Origin of the sequence: Dyella choica (assembly GCF_003977665.1) — a bacterium.
GTDB classification, from domain to species: Bacteria; Pseudomonadota; Gammaproteobacteria; order Xanthomonadales; family Rhodanobacteraceae; genus Dyella_B; species Dyella_B choica.
In genome coordinates, this window is sequence record NZ_RYYV01000015.1 from 20,580 (window position 1) to 38,038 (window position 17,459).

16 protein-coding genes and 1 pseudogene are annotated in these 17,459 nt (G+C 64.3%); 7 read left to right on the top strand and 10 right to left on the bottom strand.

Annotation, left to right across the window (positions count from 1 at the left end; translation table 11 throughout):
- Positions 1-18: 18 nt before the first annotated feature.
- The 4 genes from EKH80_RS17260 to EKH80_RS17275 form a co-directional block, all read right to left on the bottom strand.
- On the bottom strand, positions 19-1,254 hold the full coding sequence (locus EKH80_RS17260) for a hypothetical protein (protein ID WP_126686034.1): 1,236 nt from the start codon (positions 1,252-1,254) through the stop codon (positions 19-21).
- A gap of 2 nt (positions 1,255-1,256) precedes the next feature.
- Positions 1,257-1,631 carry a hypothetical protein gene (locus EKH80_RS17265; protein ID WP_126686035.1) on the bottom strand — a complete coding sequence of 125 codons (375 nt, stop codon included), beginning with the start codon at positions 1,629-1,631 and terminating at the stop codon, positions 1,257-1,259.
- 136 nt (positions 1,632-1,767) lie between these two features.
- Positions 1,768-2,415, bottom strand: coding sequence for a CPBP family intramembrane glutamic endopeptidase (locus tag EKH80_RS17270; protein WP_126686036.1), 648 nt, complete (start codon positions 2,413-2,415; stop codon positions 1,768-1,770).
- A gap of 98 nt (positions 2,416-2,513) precedes the next feature.
- Entirely contained in the window at positions 2,514-3,593 is a 1,080-nt protein-coding gene (locus tag EKH80_RS17275) for a quinone oxidoreductase family protein (protein ID WP_126686037.1), read from the bottom strand.
- A gap of 97 nt (positions 3,594-3,690) precedes the next feature.
- On the opposite strand from EKH80_RS17275, the gene EKH80_RS17280 reads away from it, so the two are divergent.
- Positions 3,691-4,476 (top strand): helix-turn-helix transcriptional regulator, encoded by a 786-nt coding sequence (locus EKH80_RS17280; RefSeq protein ID WP_126686038.1) that lies wholly within the window; start codon positions 3,691-3,693, stop codon positions 4,474-4,476.
- A 173-nt stretch (positions 4,477-4,649) separates the two neighbouring features.
- On the opposite strand, the gene asnB is transcribed toward EKH80_RS17280, so the two are convergent.
- The 5 genes from asnB to EKH80_RS17305 all read right to left on the bottom strand — a co-directional run bounded on the left by asnB (position 4,650) and on the right by EKH80_RS17305 (position 11,703).
- Positions 4,650-6,311 carry an asparagine synthase B gene (gene asnB / locus EKH80_RS17285; RefSeq protein ID WP_126686039.1) on the bottom strand — a complete coding sequence of 554 codons (1,662 nt, stop codon included), beginning with the start codon at positions 6,309-6,311 and terminating at the stop codon, positions 4,650-4,652.
- Between the two features lie 291 nt (positions 6,312-6,602).
- The gene (locus EKH80_RS17290; protein WP_126686040.1) at positions 6,603-6,968 is read right to left on the bottom strand and encodes a SpoIIAA family protein; all 366 of its coding nucleotides are present in this window, start codon (positions 6,966-6,968) and stop codon (positions 6,603-6,605) included.
- A 206-nt stretch (positions 6,969-7,174) separates the two neighbouring features.
- Positions 7,175-8,896 (bottom strand): single-stranded-DNA-specific exonuclease RecJ, encoded by a 1,722-nt coding sequence (gene recJ, locus EKH80_RS17295; protein ID WP_126686041.1) that lies wholly within the window; start codon positions 8,894-8,896, stop codon positions 7,175-7,177.
- Entirely contained in the window at positions 8,893-9,807 is a 915-nt protein-coding gene (locus EKH80_RS17300) for a phosphoglycerate mutase (protein ID WP_126686042.1), read from the bottom strand. The genes recJ and EKH80_RS17300 overlap by 4 nt, the downstream gene beginning before the upstream one ends.
- A 3-nt stretch (positions 9,808-9,810) precedes the next feature.
- Entirely contained in the window at positions 9,811-11,703 is a 1,893-nt protein-coding gene (locus tag EKH80_RS17305; RefSeq protein ID WP_126686043.1) for an ABC-F family ATP-binding cassette domain-containing protein, read from the bottom strand.
- Between the two features lie 145 nt (positions 11,704-11,848).
- Between EKH80_RS17305 and EKH80_RS17310 the strand changes: the two genes are divergently transcribed.
- The 6 genes and pseudogenes from EKH80_RS17310 (at position 11,849) to EKH80_RS24465 (ending at position 16,635) form a co-directional block, all read left to right on the top strand.
- Positions 11,849-12,193, top strand: coding sequence for a hypothetical protein (locus EKH80_RS17310; RefSeq protein ID WP_126686044.1), 345 nt, complete (start codon positions 11,849-11,851; stop codon positions 12,191-12,193).
- Positions 12,194-12,380: 187 nt separating this feature from the next.
- Complete coding sequence (locus EKH80_RS17315) at positions 12,381-13,418, top strand: agmatine deiminase family protein (RefSeq protein ID WP_126686045.1); 1,038 nt, start codon at positions 12,381-12,383, stop codon at positions 13,416-13,418.
- An 83-nt stretch (positions 13,419-13,501) separates the two neighbouring features.
- A complete protein-coding gene (locus EKH80_RS17320) occupies positions 13,502-14,392 on the top strand; it encodes a carbon-nitrogen hydrolase (RefSeq protein ID WP_126686046.1) in 891 nt (296 codons plus the stop codon).
- 142 nt (positions 14,393-14,534) lie between these two features.
- On the top strand, positions 14,535-15,767 hold the full coding sequence (locus EKH80_RS17325; RefSeq protein ID WP_126686047.1) for a TraB/GumN family protein: 1,233 nt from the start codon (positions 14,535-14,537) through the stop codon (positions 15,765-15,767).
- A 199-nt stretch (positions 15,768-15,966) separates the two neighbouring features.
- A pseudogene (locus EKH80_RS24460) lies at positions 15,967-16,284 on the top strand (c-type cytochrome); the annotation flags it as partial.
- The gene (locus EKH80_RS24465) at positions 16,261-16,635 is read left to right on the top strand and encodes a c-type cytochrome (protein ID WP_425481159.1); all 375 of its coding nucleotides are present in this window, start codon (positions 16,261-16,263) and stop codon (positions 16,633-16,635) included. The pseudogene EKH80_RS24460 and the gene EKH80_RS24465, both read left to right, overlap by 24 nt.
- 23 nt (positions 16,636-16,658) lie before the next feature.
- Here EKH80_RS24465 and EKH80_RS17335 read toward each other — a convergent pair whose 3' ends face one another.
- Complete coding sequence (locus EKH80_RS17335) at positions 16,659-17,267, bottom strand: NfuA family Fe-S biogenesis protein (RefSeq protein ID WP_126686048.1); 609 nt, start codon at positions 17,265-17,267, stop codon at positions 16,659-16,661.
- Positions 17,268-17,459 lie beyond the last annotated feature (192 nt).

The window sequence follows — 17,459 nt, forward strand, 5'->3', positions numbered from 1 at the left end:
CTGACAGGAACGAACGCCCTAATAGAAACTGCAGCCTCCACTTCCGGCGCAAGCGCTGGCCTGGCGCAAGCTCGACCAGTCGGTTGGCGCTTGCTGCTCATGATCCGATGAATCGCTTGCCGTGGTTTGCGAGTCCTGCTGCTCTTGCTCCTGTTGTACAGGTGGCGAGTCTTCATGCGGCGTTGGGTAGCGTTCCACCGGCGGCCGGTAGTTATCCGCTACCCGCATCTCGTAACCATCCGTGCGAATGCCGTTGACCAGCAAATCGCTGGCCGGCGGCGGTGGGGCCGGTACCGCTTGAAGCGCCGGAACTGCCACCGCGGGCGCAGCTGCGGGTATCAACGCGGCGGCCGGAAGAACCGGCGCGGCAGCTGCCACGCGACGCAGTTGAGACGGGTGCTCCTGCATGGTTTTTTTGAATTTTTCGTAGAGCGCATCGCCCCAGGCTTCCTTGAGGTGATCGGTCAGCAGCTCGTCCAACACTTTGTCGACCGCCAGATCAACGCCCTTGTCGGCCAGCCTGTCGGCGTAATACCTGGCCATGCCGGCATACGAACCAAACTTCCGCCAACCATGCCACGCCAGCCCGAGCGAAAGCTTGTTTACGCGCGCGGCAAGCTGGGAATGCTCCTTGACGAAATCGTAGGCGCTGTCGCCGGCCTCCAGTTCCTCCTTGGCGCTGCTCTTAAGACGATCCCCCAACAAACCGTCCACGGTATTGCTGATGACATTCTCCAGTCCCACCCGGCATACCGCATAACCGATATGGCCGTGGATCACGTCCATCAAATGCATCAGGGTATCTTCATCGGGCCGCTCGCCCGGGTTGTGCATGGCTTGAATCAAGCGCGCACGCGCAGCCGTGGCGCGATCGTCGCTGGCAATGTCCACGCCCTGCCCCTGCAGGTTTTTCAACAGCGCGGCATCCGCGTTGATGATCTTCAGATTGTCGGTTCTTTCGCTATCCTCAGCGTTGACGGCGGCTTCGCCGGTCCTGCGCGCGAAATCGATGGCGTCCCAGCCCACCGCGGCGGGCGGACCCACAACGGGAATGTGATTTACCCCGTTCGCAATCACGTCCATATGGTCGCCCGCCATCGTCCACACCTTCCACATCGGGGATGGATCGACGGTTTGCCGCTTTACCCAGTCATTGAAGGCATCCAGCCGGGAAGGTTCGGGCGGACTCGCCAAAACCGTCTGCGCCAGCGCCACCCCTGCCAAGGCCGCCAGGACCATCACGGCACGGCGCATGGTCAATGCTCCCCCTGCCATTTGCGCGCTAAAGGCAAGACCTGCAAGTGCTGCTGCAGCACGTCGTCCAGTGCGCGATCGACGTCAGCTTCGTCCACCTTTTGCGCCGGCGTCTCATCGCCGGACGCAGCGGAAGACGCGCTATGTGCCGAAGAGTCGACTACCGTAGCGCTATGAATGCCATTGGCTCCGGTCAACAGACCTTGCGCACCGTTGAGGGTGGCTGTGGTCGTGGCAGTGCCGCATCCGGGACAAACGACGGTTGAAGTCGCGCCCCTCTCTGGCAGCCTTACTTCCTGGTATCCGTGCACTGGCGCCGCCAACAAACCCAGCGACAGGACCAGACAACAAGCGGAGTTGCACGCACCGTTAGCCATACGTGAAGCCCTCCTCTTCACGACCGGACGCAACTGGGCGATCACACTACGCCGAATTCACGCCGGACAAAACCCTCCCGACCCGCACGGCGTCCCAGGCCCACGCACCGGGTTCGCCGTTCCGGCTGTTGCTGATTCATCCGAACGCCAGCAGCAGGCCACCCAGGTTGAACAGCGAATGGCAAAGCATGGCGGGCAGCAGGCTGCCGCTGCGGCGCTTCAATTCACCGGTCAGTACCCCGAGCACACACGCCGCGCAAGCCGTCACCGGCCCCACCTTCAGGTGGATGATCCCGAACAGCAGGGCAATCGACAGCGATGCGGCGATACCGGCCAATGCGATACGGACATGCGCCGTTGCAAGACTTCCGGCCAACGCCGACTGCAGCAGCCCGCGGAACACTACTTCTTCCTGCACGGGAGCACCCAGCGCAAAACACAAATAGGCTTGCCAGGGAGCGAGGTGCATGCCTTGCGGCATGCCTGGTTCGTTGACGTGGAGGAGCACGATGGTCACTACCGTACCCAGCAACGCACCCAGCGCGAAGGCATGGATCACATGCCGATAGGCCGGCCGCTGCCAACCCATGTCCGACGGTGTGAGCCATCCTCGGTGGATGACCCATCCCATCAGTACGCAGCTTATCGCCAGGGTGATGGCTATGACCGCGGGCACCATCGCCGATGGTGTCAAATGCAACGCCCCTACGATCAGGAAAGCGGGCAGGTAGACCATCAGGAACAGGAGCAGCGTAAGCGCCGCCGATTGCAAGAGCTTGAGCACAAGCACCGGCTTCCCCCGTTGGCCCACCCCGTATACACGCTACTGCCAGGGTGCGGGGCGTGACAACATCCCTGTTGCCACGCGAGCCGAGGATCGATTCAGGGGGACATTCCCACCACGGTGCAATCCAGCCCACGCATGCGTGCCGCGGCATCCATCGCCTGCGGCAGCTCGTCCAGACCAAAGCGCTGCAGGCGCACGGTCTCCAGATCAAGCAGGCCGGCACGCAACAGCCCTAGCAGCCGGCGACTGTCCTCGTTGCTGTACATGAAATGCCCGATGACTTCCCACTGATTGATCAACAGCTGGCCGTAGTCGAGCGGCAGCGGCACGCCCATGCTGCCCATCAGCACCAGCCTGCCGCGGCGGCGCAATGCGCCGAGTGCGCTGAGCGTGGAACCGGCATCGCTCGCGCGGCCGATCATGTCGAAGGCCAGGTGGGCGCCGCCACTAGTCGCTTCGCGCAAGGCGGCGACGTCCTGCTCGCCATTGCCGCTCAGAGCAACGGTGCGAACCCGTTTGTCTACGGCAGCAAGGGGCTGCAGTGCATTCGTATTGCGCGCCGTTGCAACCACGCGCTCGGCGCCCATCGCCAGCGCAAGCAGCACTGCGGCGGAGCCGAAGTAACCGCTGGCGCCATTGACGATCACCGTTTCGCCCGCCGCCAGCCGGCCGCGACGCAGGCCACCGAACGGCACCACGAACTTGGCCAGCGTGGCAAGCCGTTCCCATGGCAAATGCGATAGGCCTTCCAGGCTTACGGGCACCGTGGCCGGCACGCTGACGAACTCACTCAAGCTGCCGTCGGGCCAATCGTTCAACAGTCCGGTGCTGTGCGGACCGGTTCCGGTCAGGCCGGATAGCACCTCGGCGGGATCTTCCACGTTCTCGGTGGCTACCACGTAAGGATGCACCAGCACGGCCTGACCCGGCCGATAGTGGTGCACGCCTTCGCCCACCGCTTCGATAACGCCCACGCCATTGGTGCCGATCACGAAGGGCTGGTCGGGATACTGGTAGTGCCGTGCCAGGCCGCCGCGCACGTAGTCGCCCAGATAGCTCAGCAGTGGCACGGCGTGCACGCGCACAACGACCGAGCCAGGACGCGCCGTGGGCCGGGTGCGCTCGACTAGCGCCAGCGGCGCGGCTTCACCGGGAGAAAACAGCCATGCTTTCATGAAAACCCTCGTTCGGCGGTTGCGATACGCCTACTATGTCAGGCTCACAAAAGCGCGGGCAGCGCACGGCTTATCCTGGTATTGGCAACACCACCTTATGGCTACCCTCCCTTCCCTTTCATCCCGCGAATTGCTGGCCAGCTTTCTGCGCGAACGCCGCGCGCGCCTGCAGCCGCAGGACGTAGGTTTGCCTCCCGGCGTCCGCCGTCGCACGCGCGGCTTGCGGCGCGAGGAAGTCGCGCAGATCGCAGGCATCGGGCTGACCTGGTACACCTGGCTGGAGCAGGCGCGCGACATTCAAGTGTCCGGCGCATTTCTGGACAATCTCGCCAAGGCGCTGCGCTTGAACCCGGCCGAGCGCGAGTATCTGTTCGCCTTGGCGCAAGAACGTTCCCCTCCAGTCAAGCCGCAAGTGTCGCCCGTTCTACAGCGCATGCTGGACGGCACCCCGCAGCCGGCCTACCTGCTCGACATGCATTGGGACGTGCTGGCGTGGAACGCCACCGCGAAAACCTTGCTGACCGATTTCGGCGTCATGGCGCCGGAACAGCGCAACACCATGCTGTACGTATTTCTGGATCCGCGCTGCAAGGCAACTCTGCTCCATTGGGAGCACCACGCGCGCATCGCGATCGCGATGTTCCGGCTGGATGCCGCCAGTGCCGGTGACGATCCGCGCTTCGCCGCCCTGCTTGACGAGTTGCTGCGCGGCAGCCACGAGTTTGCCCAGTGGTGGCCGCAGCAGGACGTGAAGTCGCGCGAGCATGGCGTGAAGCGATATCGCCAGGAAGATGGCAGCGTGACGTGCTATGAGCATACTGCGTTCGCCGTAGAGGGAACGCCGGGATTGCGGATGGTGGTTTATACGCGGGTGGATTTTTGACCTCGTCGCAATCGGCTCCCTCCCCTACGTGGAGTAGGGGAGGGTTGGGGTGGGGTGAAGCAACCTCGCGTTGAATTCATGGCACGCGGCAAACTCAAGCAACCCCACCCCAGCCCTCCCCTGCACGCAGGGAGGGGAGCGCATCACCGCAAGCATCAAGACTCGTCCTGCTCCTACGCGAGCGCATTCGCATGCACGCCACGTACCGCGCGCCCAGAGGGATCGGCCATGGCGGCAAACGCCGGATCCCACGCCAGCGCCGCGGGCGACGAACAGGCGATCGACTTGCCGCCCGGCACCGTCGCGGCGCAGGCTTCGCCGGGGAAGAATTTCTCGAAGATGCGGCGATACAGATACGCCTCCTTGGTGGCGGGCGTGTTGAAGGGATAGCGCGAGGCGGCGGCGGTGAATTCGCGATCGCTCACCGCCTGCTCGGCGTGCGCTTTCAAGCCGTCGATCCAGCCGTAGCCCACGCCATCGCTGAACTGCTCTTTTTGCCGCCACAGGATCGATTCCGGCAAGGCACCGGCGAAGGCTTCGCGCAGCACGGCTTTTTCGATGCGACCGTTGCCGGCCATCTTGTGGGCGGCATCCATGCTCATCGCCGCTTCCATGAACTCCAGGTCCAGGAACGGCACACGCGCTTCCACGCCCCAGGCCATCATCGACTTGTTCGCGCGCAGGCAGTCGTAGCTGTGCAGCGCGTCGAGCTTGCGCACGGTTTCCTCGTGGAAGGCTTCCGCCGAGGGCGCTTTGTGGAAATACAGGTAGCCGCCGAAGATTTCGTCCGAGCCTTCGCCGGACAGCACCATCTTCACGCCCATCGCCTTGATGCGGCGGGCCAGCAGGTACATCGGCGTGGAGGCGCGGATGGTGGTGACGTCGTAGGTTTCGATGTGGCGGATCACTTCCGGCAGCGCATCCAGCCCTTCCCAGAAGTTGTAGACGAAACCGTGGTGCACGGTGCCCAATGCGTCGGCCACCACTTTGGCGGCGGCCAGGTCGGGCGAACCTTCCAGGCCGATGGCGAAGGAATGCAGGCGCGGCCACCAGGCTTCGCTGCGATCATCGTCTTCCACGCGTTCGCGTGCGAAGCGTGCGGCGCAAGCGGCAACGAGCGAAGAATCCAGCCCTCCCGAAAGCAATACGCCGTACGGCACGTCGGTCATCAGCTGGCGATGCACTGCCTGCTCGAACGCCTGGCGCAACTCACCCGGGCCGTGGCCTTGGGTAGCGGAGTAATCCCGCCATGGACGCTGGTAATAACGCTGCAACTCGCCGCTGGCGCTGTCGTACACATGCCCCGGCGGGAACGGCGCCACGTCGGCGCATACACCGACCAGCGCCTTCATTTCCGAGGCCACGCACAAGCGGCCCTGCGCATCGTGGCCCCAATACAAGGGACACACGCCGATCGGATCGCGTGCAACCAGGTAGCGCCTGGCGTCGCCATCCCACAGGGCGAACGCAAAAATGCCATTGAGCCGGCTGAGGAAATCCGCACCCTGTTCGCGGTAGAGCGCGTTGATCACTTCGCAGTCCGAGCCGGTGGTGAAATCGTAGCCGCTGTGCGCACGCAGCTCGCGATGGTTGTAGATCTCACCGTTCACCGCCAGCGCCAGATGGCCATCGCGCGAGCGCAGGGGTTGCGCGCCGCTGGCCGGGTCGACGATGGCGAGGCGCTCGTGCACCAGGATGACTCCGGCATCCACGAACACCCCGCTCCAGTCGGGTCCGCGGTGACGCTGTCGCTGCGACAGTTCCAGGGCCTGCAGGCGTAACGCAGCCAGGTCGTCGCCCGGCTGCAGGTCGAACATTCCGAAGATCGCGCACATTGATGGATTTCCTTGGGTTCGCTGGTGGGATGAAACGCTGAAAAAAAAGGGCCCGCACTTGGCGGGCCCTTTTGCGTGTGTCTGTTTGCTGCTCTCGTCTACACGCCGGCCCGTCCGCGGTTGCGGTTGTTGTTATTGGCGTTGTTATTCAGGACTGCTGCAGCCGAAGCAGCACGCGCCGCGAAGGCGGCGTGGCTAGTGAACTGGCTGGCGAGGCAGGTGTGCATGAGGCCGACTTAAGCACAAGTCCGAACCGCACGCAACGGTTGCAGCGGTTACCAGCACCCCGGCTCAGGCTGAAGAAGCCCAGCGCATGGCTTCATCGAGTTCGGCATCGGCAAACAGCCTGAAATGGGTGGGCATGGCGAAGCCGAACATGCTGGACATCACGCGGACCCAGCCCACGTCGGTGACCAGCGCGGTGCGTTCCCAGCCACTGATATGGCGGAAGCCGAGCTTCACGTCATCCCACATCGCGCCGGGCGCGAAGCCGGTGAAATCGTCGCCGATATGGATCAGCAGGCGCAGCTTGGGGTTCAACGCGAAGGCGGCTTCGATATCCGGCACCATCACGTCCTCGTAGTCCCGCGCGGTCACCAGTCCGCGCATGCGAAAGCCGAGGACGCCGGCCGGCAGCGTAGGGAGTTGCTCGATCATGGCAGCGCTCCTTGGTGCGGGGTGGGGTTATCCAAGCGCCAATTGAGCGGGGATGCAAGTGCAGGAAAACGAGACGCGCTCCCTCCCCTGCTTGCACAGGGGAGGGTTGGGGTGGGGTTGCATGCGCTTGCGACACAAGTGAATTCACCGCGAGGTTGCTCCACCCCACCCCAGCCCTCCCCTGCCAGGGGAGGGAGCAGAGCGGATTACGCCGGCTCCATATAGCGCAACAAGAGCCGCGGCGATTCCCGGCCCTGCCAATCGTTGATGGTCAGCTCGAAAGCCGCGCGCATCACGCTCGGCGGCGGCTTGCCGTCGTAGGCGTTGAACATCACCGCATCGTGCAGCGTATCGTCGCGCGGATCGCGCAGGCTCAGGCGCAAATGCCGCTCGCCCATCGTGCGCCAGCTGAAGCACTCAAAGCGGTTTTCGAACACCGGCTCCGGGAACGCCTGTCCCCACGGCCCGGCGAAGCGCAACATGCGCGCCATTTCCAGGGTGAACAGGCCGGCCGGCATGTCGCCGTCGGTATAGAGCACGGCCTGCAATTGCTCTTCGCTCAGCCATTCGCGCGCCACCGCATCGAAGGCTTCGGCAAAACGGGCATAGTGATGGGTGCGCAAACTCAAGCCTGCGGCCATGGCATGGCCGCCGAAGCGCTCGATCAGGCCAGGATGGCGCGCATCCACCACCGCCAGGGCATCGCGAATATGAAAGCCGGCGATCGAGCGTGCCGAACCGCGCAGCTGATCGGGATCGTCTTCACCCGCCGGCGCAAAAGCGATCACCGGGCGATGCAGTCGCTCCTTCAGCTTGGATGCCACTAGTCCTACTACGCCGGCATGCCAGCTTGGCTCGAACAGCGTGACGCCTACGGTCTGCGCATCGACATTCGCCGCGCTTGCCACCATCCCTTCCGCTTCGGCAACCATGGATGCCTGCAAGTCGCGCCGCTCCTGATTGATGGAACCCAACAGCTCGGCGTAATGGCGCGCTTGCCGGGCGTCATCGGTGAGCAGGCATTCCACGCCCAGCCGCATGTCCTCCAGCCGGCCGGCGGCGTTCAGGCGCGGCCCTACGGCGTAAGCAAAATCGCTGGCGCACAACGATGCAATGCTGCGTTGGCTCGCTTCGATCAAGGCCAGAATGCCGGCGCAACCTCGACCGCTGCGCAGGCGCTTCATTCCTGCTTCCACCAGCACGCGATTGTTGTAGTCCAGCGGCACCAGGTCGGCCACCGTACCCAGCGCGACCAGGTCCAGCAGCACGGACAGGTCCGGCTCGGGCTTTTCGGCAAACCAGCCCTGCTCGCGCAAATGTGCGCGCAACGCCAGCAGCACGTAGAACATCACACCCACGCCGGCCAGGGCCTTGCTGGGAAAGCCATCGCCGTGCAGGTTGGGATTGACTATGGCGTCCGCCTGCGGCAGCTGATCGCCGGGCAGATGGTGATCCGTCACGATCACGCGCATGCCGCGCGCGCGCGCGGCAGCGACACCGGCAACGCTGGCAATGCCGTTGTCGACGGTTACGATCCATTGCGCATGCGCCGGCAGCGCAGCCACCAGCTCCGGGGTAAGCCCGTAGCCATGCACGAAACGATTGGGTACCACGTAATCCACGCGCAGGGCGCCAAGCATGCGCAGGCCGCGCACGGCTACCGCCGCGCCGGTAGCGCCATCGCAGTCGTAGTCACCAGCGATCACGATCGACATGTCGTCGCGAATCGCTTCCGCCAACAATGACACTGCTTGCTGCATGCCGTTCAAGTGCTGAGGCGACAGCAAACGGTTCAAACGATGCTCGGCCTGTTCGGGGCTCAACACCCCGCGCGCCGCATAGATACGTTGCAGCACCGGATGCACTGCATCGCTCCAGCCGGCCGGCTCCCCCAGCAGCGGACGCCGCCGCAATAGCTGGCGCGTCATGCCTTGCTCCGCCGCCACCAACGCAGGCGGTGCCAGGGGCGATGCAGGTAGCGCTCGCCACTGGCGAAAGCGAACTGGATCGGCTCGCGCTTGCACAGTTTCTGCAGGCCGGGCCACCACTCCGAAGCGATCGCGTCGGCGGGCTGATCTTGCAGGTCGATCAGCCAGCCTGGCTGGGTCGAATCCAGTCGCGCATGCCGCTGCACAGGAATGCCGGCCCGCTTGGCCAACGCAAGCAACAGCAAGTCGTCGCCGATCACACCCCGCAATGCGGTATCGACGCGAGACGGCAGCACGCCGCCGCCCCAGAACCACAGGCTGTTGATCGGCGGCAGTCCGCGTTCACGCCGCTGGGCATTGAGCGGATGCTGATGCAACAGCACTTGCACTTCGTTGAACAGCACGCGCCAGCGGCGCGCCTGAGCGCCTTGCGGCAAGTGCTCATACAGGTCTTCGCCCAGCGCAGTCTCCGGCGCCGCGAATTCGGGCAAGGCGCTTTGCGCCGGCAAGCGCAGATGCCAACGATGCGCCGAAGAGACTTCCAACCGCATGCCTTCCTCGGCAAACATCGCCTGCAACGGCTCGGCCAGCTCCTCGGCTTCGTCCAGCCCCAACGGCAATTGGCCACAGGCCAGCAGCCGTGCCCCGGTCATATCCGGCTGCACCCAGGCCGGATCGGCACTGAGCCAGCAGGCATCGCCGGCGTCGCCGGCCAGGTAGTCGCGGGTCAGCGCCGCCGCCGCCATGCCGCCCTCGCACACAAAATAGGCGGCGAGGCCACCGAGGTAGCCCTCGGCGCCGGTGGAAAGATGATCCGCCCGCTGCAGCAGCACGCGTAAGGGATGGGTGCGATCGAAGCGCTGCCAGGCGGGTAGCCAGCACTGCAGGGTTCGGGGAGCGCTATCGGTCATGGCTCAGGCTTCGAGCAGCTCGTACAACTGGAGCCATTCGGCCTCGAGCGTTTCCTTTTCCTTGCGCAGCTCCGCCTGGCGCTGGCCGAGCTTCATCAGTTCGGCGGTCGGGCCGTGGTAGGTTTCGGGGTCGGCGAGTTTCTGTTCCAGCTTGAGCAGTTCCTCGTCGATCGCCGCGACGCGGGTTTCGATCTTCTTCACGCGCTGGCGCGAAGCTTTTTCGTTTTCGCGCTGCGCGGCGGCAGCGCGGCGACGGTCCGCGGCGGATTCGACCGGCTTCGCTTCCGCTTCGGTTTTCTTCGGTGCACTACCACGCTGACGCAGCCAGCGTGCGTAATCGTCCAGATCGCCGTCGAAGGCTTCCATCTTGTGGTCGGCTACGCGCCAGAAGCTGTCACACACCATGCCGAGCAGATGGCGGTCGTGCGAGACGAGCACCAGCGCGCCATCGAAATCGGCCAGCGCATCGGCCAGGGCCTCGCGCATGTCCAGATCAAGGTGGTTGGTCGGCTCGTCGAGCAGCAGCAGGTTAGGCTTGTCCCAGGCGATCAGCGCCAGCGCCAGGCGTGCGCGTTCGCCGCCGGAAAATCCGTCGACCGATTCGAAGGCGCGATCGCCCGCAAAATTCCAGCCACCGAGAAAATCCCGCAGTGCCTGCGCAGCGACGCCGGGTGCCTTGTCCTGCAGGTGATCGAAGGGACTGGCGCCTTCGCGCAGGCTTTCCACCGTATGCTGGGCGAAGTAACCGATCTTCAGGTCCTTGTGTGTCTTGCGCTCGCCGCCAAGCACGGGCAGTTCGCCGACCAGGGTTTTCACCAAGGTGGATTTGCCGGCGCCGTTGGGGCCAAGCAGGCCGACGCGCTCGCCGGCTTCCAGGCGGAAACGAACGTCGCGAAGAATGACCGCCGGCGGCTGGCCTTCTTCGCCGGCATAGCCGGCTTCCACTTCTTCCAGTTGCAGCATCGAATCGGGCAGGCGCTCGGGTACGGCGAACTGGAAGCGGAAGGGACGCTCCGCCCGCACCGCCTCCGTTCCCGCCATTTTTTCCAGCCGCTTCATGCGCGACTGCGCCTGCTTGGCCTTGCTGGCCTTGGCCTTGAAGCGGTCGATGAAGGATTGCAGATGCGCGCGCTCGGTCTGCTCGCGCTCGTGGGCGATCTGCTGCAGGCGCAACTGCTCGGCGCGCTGGCGTTCGAAGGCACTGTAGTTGCCGGCGTAAAGCTTCGCCCTGCCCTCATTCAGATGCAGGGTGTGGGTGATCACGCCGTCGAGGAATTCGCGGTCGTGCGAAATCACCAGCAAGGTGCCCTGGTAGCGGCGCAGCCATTCCTCCAGCCACAGCACCGCATCCAGGTCCAGGTGGTTGGTAGGCTCGTCGAGCAGCAGCAGATCGGAAGGCGCCATCAGCGCGCGGGCCAGGTTCAGGCGCACGCGCCAGCCGCCGGAGAACTCGAAGACCGCTCGTTCGTGCGTCTCCGGGCTGAAGCCCAGGCCATGCAGCAGACGGCCGGCGCGCGCGCGGGCGTCGTAGCCGTGCAGCTCTTCGATGCGGTGATGAGCGCGTGCCATCGCTTCGGTATCCCCGCGCGCCTGCGCATCCGCTTCGTCGCGGATGGCCGTGGCCAGTTCCACGTCGCCGCCCATCACGTAGTCGATGGCCGGGTCGGGCAAGGCCGGGGTTTCCTGCGCCACCGAGGCCAGCCGCAGCTTGGCCGGCATGTCCAGCTCGCCCGCGTCGGCCTCCAGCTGCCCCTGCAGGGTGGCGAACAGGCTGGATTTGCCGCAGCCGTTGCGGCCCACCACACCCAGGCGCCAACCGCTCTGGATGACGAGGTCGATATCGGAAAGCAGCAGCCGGCTGCCGCGGCGCAGGGCGAAGTGGCGGAACGCAATCATGTGAAATGGGCTTGAGGCCGGGCGTGGGCGCCCGAAGCCCGCCATGATAACGGCTGATGCATCACATCTGCCGGTTTTGCTCGTAGCGGGACCTTCCAGGTTCTGCTAAAACTTCGCGGCAACGCTTTGTGCGGAGAGGGGAATCATGTTCAAGCACCGTCATACCCTGCCCTTGCTGGCTGCCTTCGCCCTCGGCGCCGGGCTGGCCGCAGCGCAGACCGCCTACGCCCAACAGACGCTAAGCCAGCGCGTGCAGGAAGAAAAAACCATGCACCTGCCGTCGCGCGGCATGAGCATGGCGCAGGTGGAGAAGCAATATGGCGCCCCGCAGCGCAAGCTTTCACCCAAAGGCGGCGATTCGGCGCGTCATCCGGTGATCAATCGCTGGGAGTACTCGAATTTCATCGTGTACTTCGAGCGCAGCCACGTGATCCATTCGGTGTTGAATACGCCGGCCGGCAACAATCGCAATCCTGCAGCGGTGAACTGAGCTTCCCACACGATAATGCGTAGGCTGGGATGACAATCCCAGCTTTGTGCGTGGCATCCAATGCTGGGATTTCCATCCCAGCCTACGCACTCAGTCGCCTCGCGTAACCACTGGTTACATCGTAAACTTCCGCGCTTGTCTGCCCGGCCCTGCGCCGAGCCCCTCTCTAGCGCGAGTGAAAGTCCCGATGACCGATTCCAGCTTGCGCCTGCCGGCCGAATGGGAGCCGCAGGCCGCCGTGTTGATTGCCTGGCCGCATGCCGGCACCGATTGGGCCGAACGGCTCGAACAAGTGGAATCCACCTATGTTGCGCTGGCCGCGGCGGTTACGCGGTTCCAGCCGCTGATCATCGTCGTGGCGGACGCCACGCTGCACGCACACGCCACCGCAAAGCTGCAAAGCGCCAATGCCGATCTCGCACGCATTCGCTTCGTGGAACTGCCGTACGACGACACCTGGCTGCGCGATTCCGGCCCCATCACCCTGCTTGGCGATGGCCAGCGCTTCCAGCTCACCGATTTCCGCTTCACCGGCTGGGGCGGCAAGTTCGGTGCGGAACAGGATGACGCGCTGATCGCCGGGCTGGTGCAAGCCGGTGTGTTCGGCTCGGCCGGGCACCAGCGCATCGACTGGGCGCTGGAAGGCGGCGGCATCGAAAGCGATGGTGCCGGCACCGTGCTTACCACCTGGCGCTGCCTCGTGCAGCGGCATCCGGAACAGTCGCGCGACGAGATGAGCAGCATCCTGCGCGACAGCCTGCATGCCAAGCGTGTGCTTTGGCTGGACTACGGCTATCTGGAAGGCGACGACACGGACGCGCATATCGACACGCTCGCCCGCTTTGCACCTGGCGACCGCATCGTCTATCAGGCTTGCGATGACACCAACGATGGCCACCACGCCGAGTTGCAGCGCATGGGCGAGGAACTGGCCGCCCTGCGCACACCGGCTGGCAAGCCGTACACTCTGTATCGGTTGCCATGGGCCAAGCCGATCATCGACGAAGGCCGCCGGCTGGCGGCGTCGTACGCGAATTACCTGATCGTCAACGGCGCCGTGCTGGTGCCGGCCTACGGCGACGGCGCAGATGACGAAGCCGCGCGCATCATCGGCGAAGCGCATCCCGGCCGCATGGTGGTGCAGGTCCCCTGCCGCCCGCTGATCTGGCAGAACGGCAGCCTGCATTGCATCACCATGCAGTTGCCGGCCGGATTGCTGGGCTGACGCAGGCCCTGCTGCAACCTACGTCTGCACCCCATTCCCTTACAATACGCGTTTGTCGCCGAACGGCGATCAGGAAACGCCCCATGACCCGCAAGACTCTCAAGGTGGCGCTGCTGCAGGAAACCCACCGCGGCAGCCGCGACGCCAATCTGGACGCGATCGAAGCCGGACTGCGCGAAGCCGCCGCGGCCGGCGCCGAGCTCGTACTGCTGCAGGAACTGCACAACGGCCCGTATTTCTGTCAGCACGAATCAGTCGATGAGTTCGACCACGCCGAGAGCATTCCCGGCCACAGCACCGAGCGCCTGGGCAAGCTGGCCGAGGAGCTGAAACTGGTGGTGGTGGCTTCGCTGTTCGAAAAGCGTGCGGCCGGGCTGTACCACAACACTGCAGTGGTGTTCGACCGCTCCGCCACGATCGCCGGCAAGTATCGCAAGATGCACATTCCGGACGATCCGGCCTTCTACGAAAAATTCTATTTCACACCGGGCGACCTGGGCTTCGAGCCGATCGATACCTCGGTGGGCCGCCTCGGCGTGCTGGTGTGCTGGGACCAGTGGTACCCGGAAGCGGCGCGCCTGATGGCGCTGGCCGGTGCCGAACTGCTGCTCTATCCCACCGCGATCGGCTGGGATCCGAACGACGCGCAGGCCGAGAAGGATCGTCAGCGCGACGCGTGGATCACGGTGCAGCGCGCTCACGCTGTCGCGAACGGGATTCCCTTGCTGTCGTGTAATCGTACCGGCTACGAACCCGATCCGGCCGGCGTGGGTGCCGGCATCCAATTCTGGGGCAGCAGCTTCGTGGCCGGTCCGCAAGGCGAATTCCTGGCCCAGGCGAGCACAGGGTCGCGCGAATTGCTGATCAGCGAAATCGACATGGTGCGCAGCGAGCACGTGCGGCGCATCTGGCCGTTCCTGCGCGACCGGCGCATCGACGCCTACGCGGATCTGTTGAAACGCTTCCGCGACTGACTTTTGCAAGCTGGGATGACCATCCCAGCGGGAATGGGGCTGGAGGAAGCTGGGATGGTCATCCCAGCCTACAAATTCAAGCTTGCGCTGAATGGATCTAGTCTCCATGCTGGGTGTCTCCCCCCTACCCTGCACTATCTCCATGAGCGTCCCCGAAACCCGCCTTTCCGCCAAGCCTGACCTCAGCGGGCAGCCAATCGAGCGCGTGCAGCGCGACGGCGTGGAATACGTGGTGCTGGGCACGGCGCATGTGTCACGCAGCAGTGTGGACGCGGTCAAGGCCTTGCTGGCCAGCGAGTCTTTCGACGCCATCGCGGTAGAGCTGTGCGAAAGCCGCGCCCAGGGCATGCGCGATCCGGAAGCCTTCAAGCAGATGGACCTGTTCCGCGTGATCCGCGAAGGCAAGGCCGGCATGGTGGCGGCAAGCCTGGTGCTGTCGACCTTCCAGAAGCGCCTGGCCGACCAGTACGGCATTCAGCCCGGCGCCGAAATGAAGGCGGCGATGGACGGCGCCGCCGAACTGAAGGTGCCGTTGTGGCTGGTCGATCGGGAAGTGGGCACCACGCTCAAGCGTGCCTGGCACAGCGTGGGCTTCTGGCAGCGCTTCGGCCTGCTCGGCGGCATGCTGGCCAGCGTGTTCGAGCGCCAGACGATCGACGAGAAGGAAATCGAGAAGCTCAAGCAGGGCGACATGCTGGAAAGCGCTTTCAGCGAATTCGCCAATGAATCCGAACCGCTGTACCGCAGCCTGATCGCCGAACGCGATGCCTACATGGCCGCACGCCTGCGCGAGGAAGCCGGGCGCTCGGTGACCGCCAATCCGTGCAAGGTGCTGGTGGTGATCGGCGCGGGGCATCTGAAAGGCCTGTGCGAGCACCTTCGCATCCAGCAGGCGGACCCGAGCGCGACGGTGGAGGAACTGGCCAAACTGCCGTCCAAGGCGCAATGGCCGAAGTGGCTGGCGGTCGGCGTGGTGCTGTTGATCTTTGCTGTGATCGCTTACGCGTTTCATCGCAATACGGCGCTGGGTGCGCAAGCCTTGCGCGATTGGGTGCTGTATACCGGGGGCTTCGCCGCCCTGGGCGCACTGATTGCGCGTGCGCATCCGTTGAGCATCGTCGCCGCATTCATTGCCGCGCCGATCAAGCCGTTCCGGCCCGGCATTCCCGCCGGCGGCATCAGTGCGATGGCGGAGGTCTGGATACGCCGTCCGCGCGTGGCGGATTTCGAAAGCCTGCGCGACGACATCGTGCACTGGAGCGGATGGTGGACCAACCGCGTGGCGCGCACGTTGCTCAATTTCTTCCTGGTGAGCCTGGGCACCATCGTCGGCGAGTACGCCGCAGGCATCCACATCCTCAAAAGCCTGTTCTGAATGGCGCGTAGGCCTGGATGGCAATCCCGGCACCAAGACGCGGCATGGAAAGCTGGGATTTTCATCCCAGCCTACAGTCAGCGCAGCGCATGCGCGGCTTTTTGTCGCTCCCCCACTCCCATTGTGACGGCCGCGCGGCAACCTCTATACTCGGTCGAGTAAGTTGCACGCATCCGCTGGAACCCTGGGGATCCTTTTGATGATTCGACTGCAATTGTTTGGCCTGGCCACTGTGGCCGCTGTTGTGCTTTGTTCCAGCCCCGCCCATGCCACGGGCGACAAGAAAAACGGCCGTTCGCTCGTCTATACCTGCAACGGTTGCCATGGTGTTCCCGGCAGCAGCAATGCGTATCCGCAATACCCGGTGCCGAAGATCGCAGGGCAGAACGAGCAATACCTGCTCGATGCGCTGCACGCCTACAAGGCTGGCCAGCGTGCGCATCCGACCATGACGGCGCAAGCGCAGAGCCTGTCCGATCAGGAGATCGAAGACATCGCCGCCTATCTGTCCAGCCTTGCTCCCGCGGCACCGAAAGACTCGGACGCGCAGGTGAAGAAGGCCAAGGATCTGCTTACGCAATCGGACGCAGGCAAGCTGGCCAGCAAGTGCGTGTCCTGCCATGGCAACGACGGTACCGGCACCGCTCCGCAATTTCCCCGCCTGGCTGGCCAGTACAACGAATACATCCAGCATGTCGTGCACGAATACCAGAATGGTGAGCGCGACAATCCAATCATGAAGCCGCAGGTCAGCAACCTGTCTCCGGACGATATCAAGCAGCTTGCCGACTACTTTTCCACGCTGCCCACGCAGTTGGAAAAGCCCGACGAACTGAGCACGCTGAAGGGACACGTGCAGGGCGATTGATTACGCCCGCTATGTCATGGCCGTCAGCCCATGGCTGACTGGCCTTCCTTCTTACGGTAGTACGGATTGGCACCGCCCTTGTGGTCGGTGGCGTCGCGCACGGCAGTGATTTCCGGCACGCGCTCGCGCAAAGTCTTTTCCACGCCGTTCTTCAGCGTCACGTCGACCATGCCGCAACCATGGCAACCGCCGCCGAACTGCAGCAGCACGACGCCGTCGGCATCCACTTCAAGCAGGCTCACGCGCCCGCCATGTGCGGCGATGCGCGGATTCACTTCCGCTTCGAGCACGTAGCGCACCCGCTCGACCAGCCCGGCCTCCGCGCCCGGCAGTTCGCCCTTGATTTTGGGGGCGCGGATGTTCAGCTGGCCGCCGGTCTGGCTTGGCTCGTAATCGATGCTGGCGTTTTGCAGCCAGGACGCGCTGTCGCCCTCAATGTAGAAGTTGAAGCCCTGGCATTCCACCGTCCATTCCCCGCCGGTGAGTTCCTGCGCTTCGCAGAATTCCAGCTCGCAGTCGGCCGCAGGCGTGCCCGGTGCGGTGACGCGCAAGCGAATGCCCAGCCCGTCGATGCCTTGCTGGGCGAGTAGGCGCAGGAAATGCTGCTGCGCGCGTTCGGAAATTTCGATCATGCCTGCTCCGGGTCCACCTGTTTGCTCTTACCGTCTCTACGTCTGCGTGTAGGCCGGGATGACAATCCCAGCTGCCACGCGATGCGGCAATGCTGGGATTGTCATCCCCGCCTACGCCGCGATACCGAACCATTTTAGTCCTGTTTCAGCTGAATGTCCGAACGGACCGTTTTCGCGTACAGTGCCACCGTT

Coding starts and splice junctions, on each gene's coding strand:
- EKH80_RS17260 (WP_126686034.1), bottom strand. CDS start 1,254: ATGCGCCGTGCCGTGATGGTCCTGGCGGCCTTGGCAGGGGTGGCGCTG.
- EKH80_RS17265 (WP_126686035.1), bottom strand. CDS start 1,631: ATGGCTAACGGTGCGTGCAACTCCGCTTGTTGTCTGGTCCTGTCGCTG.
- EKH80_RS17275 (WP_126686037.1), bottom strand. CDS start 3,593: ATGAAAGCATGGCTGTTTTCTCCCGGTGAAGCCGCGCCGCTGGCGCTA.
- EKH80_RS17280 (WP_126686038.1), top strand. CDS start 3,691: ATGGCTACCCTCCCTTCCCTTTCATCCCGCGAATTGCTGGCCAGCTTT.
- asnB (WP_126686039.1), bottom strand. CDS start 6,311: ATGTGCGCGATCTTCGGAATGTTCGACCTGCAGCCGGGCGACGACCTG.
- EKH80_RS17290 (WP_126686040.1), bottom strand. CDS start 6,968: ATGATCGAGCAACTCCCTACGCTGCCGGCCGGCGTCCTCGGCTTTCGC.
- recJ (WP_126686041.1), bottom strand. CDS start 8,896: ATGACGCGCCAGCTATTGCGGCGGCGTCCGCTGCTGGGGGAGCCGGCC.
- EKH80_RS17300 (WP_126686042.1), bottom strand. CDS start 9,807: ATGACCGATAGCGCTCCCCGAACCCTGCAGTGCTGGCTACCCGCCTGG.
- EKH80_RS17305 (WP_126686043.1), bottom strand. CDS start 11,703: ATGATTGCGTTCCGCCACTTCGCCCTGCGCCGCGGCAGCCGGCTGCTG.
- EKH80_RS17310 (WP_126686044.1), top strand. CDS start 11,849: ATGTTCAAGCACCGTCATACCCTGCCCTTGCTGGCTGCCTTCGCCCTC.
- EKH80_RS17315 (WP_126686045.1), top strand. CDS start 12,381: ATGACCGATTCCAGCTTGCGCCTGCCGGCCGAATGGGAGCCGCAGGCC.
- EKH80_RS17320 (WP_126686046.1), top strand. CDS start 13,502: ATGACCCGCAAGACTCTCAAGGTGGCGCTGCTGCAGGAAACCCACCGC.
- EKH80_RS17325 (WP_126686047.1), top strand. CDS start 14,535: ATGAGCGTCCCCGAAACCCGCCTTTCCGCCAAGCCTGACCTCAGCGGG.
- EKH80_RS17335 (WP_126686048.1), bottom strand. CDS start 17,267: ATGATCGAAATTTCCGAACGCGCGCAGCAGCATTTCCTGCGCCTACTC.